Origin of the sequence: Halobacillus sp. BBL2006, from assembly GCF_000786645.1 — a bacterium.
In the GTDB taxonomy this organism is placed as follows: domain Bacteria; phylum Bacillota; class Bacilli; order Bacillales; family Halobacillaceae; genus Halobacillus.
The window spans coordinates 1-2442 of record NZ_JRNX01000842.1; the positions used below are offsets into that span (position 1 = coordinate 1).

Consider the following 2442-nt stretch of genomic DNA (forward strand, 5'->3'; position numbering starts at 1 on the left):
ACGGTAGGCGCTCTTCTTTGTTTAACCTCATTCAAGCATTCTTTCAGATGATACAGTCCATCCGCATCAATCAGCAGGGGGGCTTCTACTTCTTGAACAATCGCTTCTAACAGCTGTTTTGTTCCTTCCCTACGCCCCATGCCCATTCCGACCGCTACCCCATCATACCCGGATAACGAATCGACCGCTTGTCCTGTAAGCACACCATCTTCCTCCTCCATCGCTGCAAAAGTCGCCTCTTGCAAATAAGGAGAGATAGAAGGGATTGCGCGTTCAACAGTAGCAATGGTGAGTAAACCTGTACCACTTCTTAATGCTGCTCGTGCGGCCATTGCAATCGACCCAGGCATAAGGAATGACCCCCCTACCATCACACCTTTGCCATGACTGCCCTTATGGGAACTGTTCCCCCTGACAGGTAATGTTCGCCTGACATCCTCTTTCCTCCACAGTCCTCTTTTAACTGGCGGAAGCTTCCTTGCTGGCAGACCGATTTCCACAACATGATAATTCCCGTAATACGGTTTTGTATGCTGTAAAAAAGCACTCAACTTTGGCGCGGCTATGATTGTCGTATAATCTGCATGAAAGGCATCGAAGTCTACGATTCCTTCATCTGCAGGAACGCCTGAAGGAAGGTCGACAGCCATTCGGAATGCGGATTGATCGTTCGCCGCTTCAACGATTTCGGCTATAGGATTTCTTAGCCGCCCTTTCACCCCAATCCCAAGCATGGCATCGATGACAACGTCAGCCTGACGAAGAGAAGGCATAAGCTTTCCTAATGAAGAATACTCATGCAAGGAAAATCCTGAGTTCAAAAAAATCTCTTTATGAGCCTTCGCATCCCCGGATATCTTCTCTTCAGAAACGACTTGCCACGTTTCCACATCATAACCACGGTTGAGCAGGGTCCTGGCGATCACGAATCCATCTCCGCCATTATTGCCAGATCCGATTAAGACCACCACTTTGTCCTGTTTACAGATGTGACGGACCATATCGTCAGCAACAGCCCGACCAGCACTCTCCATCAACATTTTCCCTTCGATCCCGGCAACTTCCATCGCTGTCCGGTCCCATTCGTACATTTCTTGTGCGGTTACAATATCCAATTCGTTCCCTCCTACCCGCATTACAATGTTATGAGACAACCTATGTAATTATGTCAGGTCACTCTTCTAAAACAACTTGAGCAATGGCATGATCCGAACTATGACTAATAGAAATCCACGTCTTCAATTGATCATAGCCTTTCACTTTCATCTCGGGGGCACCTGATTCGGTAGATAAAACCTCTATATCTTGAAAACTCAACTGACCGATACCCGTTCCCATCGCTTTTCCTGCCGCTTCTTTAGCAGCGAATCTGCCAGACAAGTACTCGATTTGACGTTGTTCACTCAATTCATTGAAGCGCAGATGCTCCGCCCTGGTCAATATTCTTTGAACAAACCGAGGATTACGCTTTATACTTTGTTTAATACGATCCATTTCTACCATATCAATACCGATCCCTTTGATCACATGCATCTTCCTTTTCTAAAAACTATTAGTAGTATACCCGATATTCAATAAGATAAAAAAGAATACTAGATACCGATAACGATTATATTAGTAGTAGACAATTCAACGTTAAAAGGAGAATCATCCTATGTTTGTCAGAACGGAAAGCTTCAAACAGTTCTTGAGATTTTATCCGGTTGTGTCAATACTCGTTGCCATTCACTTCCTTTTATGGATCCTCATTGACGTTTTGCAATTCGGTTTCGCACAAGATATAGAAAAAATGGGGATAGGAGTCAACCTTCTCGTCTCACAGGGAGAATACTGGCGCCTCATCACTCCCATCTTCCTTCATGCCGGCTTTGCCCACGCCCTGTTCAACTCTTTTTCTTTAGTTTTATTCGGGCCGGCGCTGGAGCAGATGCTCGGAAAAGTGAAATTCATCTTCATGTACTTGTTCGCAGGCATCATTGGCAACCTCGGAACTTTCGTCGTTAATCCTGACGCCTATTATGCCCATTTAGGTGCGTCTGGTGCAATCTTCGGAATCTTTGGTGTGTATGTGTACATGGTTTTATTCCGCAAGCACCTGATCGATCAAGCCAACTCACAAATCATTATGGTCATATTTATTCTTGGCTTGTTCATGACATTCACCCGCCCGAACATCAACGTTCTCGGCCACGTATTCGGTCTCATCGGAGGCTTTGCCATTGCCCCCGCCATTTTAAAAAATGCCCGGCCGTTTGCTATTTGGCAAATGCGATCACGAAGAACCAGCTCAAGGCTTGATGATATTACATTTAACCCGAATCGCTGGAATAGACGTCATTTCCCATTGAAAAAATATGGTACCTACTTCTTTTGGATTGCGATTGCAGTGTTAGTGATTATCGCAGTTTTGTTTTAGGTGCCTTATTAAAAAAACACAAAACA

Annotated in this window: 3 protein-coding genes; 1 reads left to right on the forward strand and 2 read right to left on the reverse strand. The window is 45.0% G+C overall.

Features of this window, described 5'->3' with window-relative positions; translation table 11 throughout:
• Together LD39_RS20310 and acpS are read right to left on the reverse strand one after the other, a co-directional pair.
• A partial coding sequence (locus LD39_RS20310; RefSeq protein ID WP_035552881.1) for an NAD(P)H-hydrate epimerase occupies nt 1-1115 on the reverse strand: 1115 nt, incomplete at its 3' end.
• Between the two features lie 58 nt (nt 1116-1173).
• Nucleotides 1174-1533 (reverse strand): holo-ACP synthase, encoded by a 360-nt coding sequence (gene acpS / locus LD39_RS20315; protein ID WP_369793268.1) that lies wholly within the window; start codon nt 1531-1533, stop codon nt 1174-1176.
• A 121-nt stretch (nt 1534-1654) separates the two neighbouring features.
• On the opposite strand from acpS, the gene LD39_RS20320 reads away from it, so the two are divergent.
• Complete coding sequence (locus tag LD39_RS20320; protein ID WP_035552892.1) at nt 1655-2416, forward strand: rhomboid family intramembrane serine protease; 762 nt, start codon at nt 1655-1657, stop codon at nt 2414-2416.
• Nucleotides 2417-2442 lie beyond the last annotated feature (26 nt).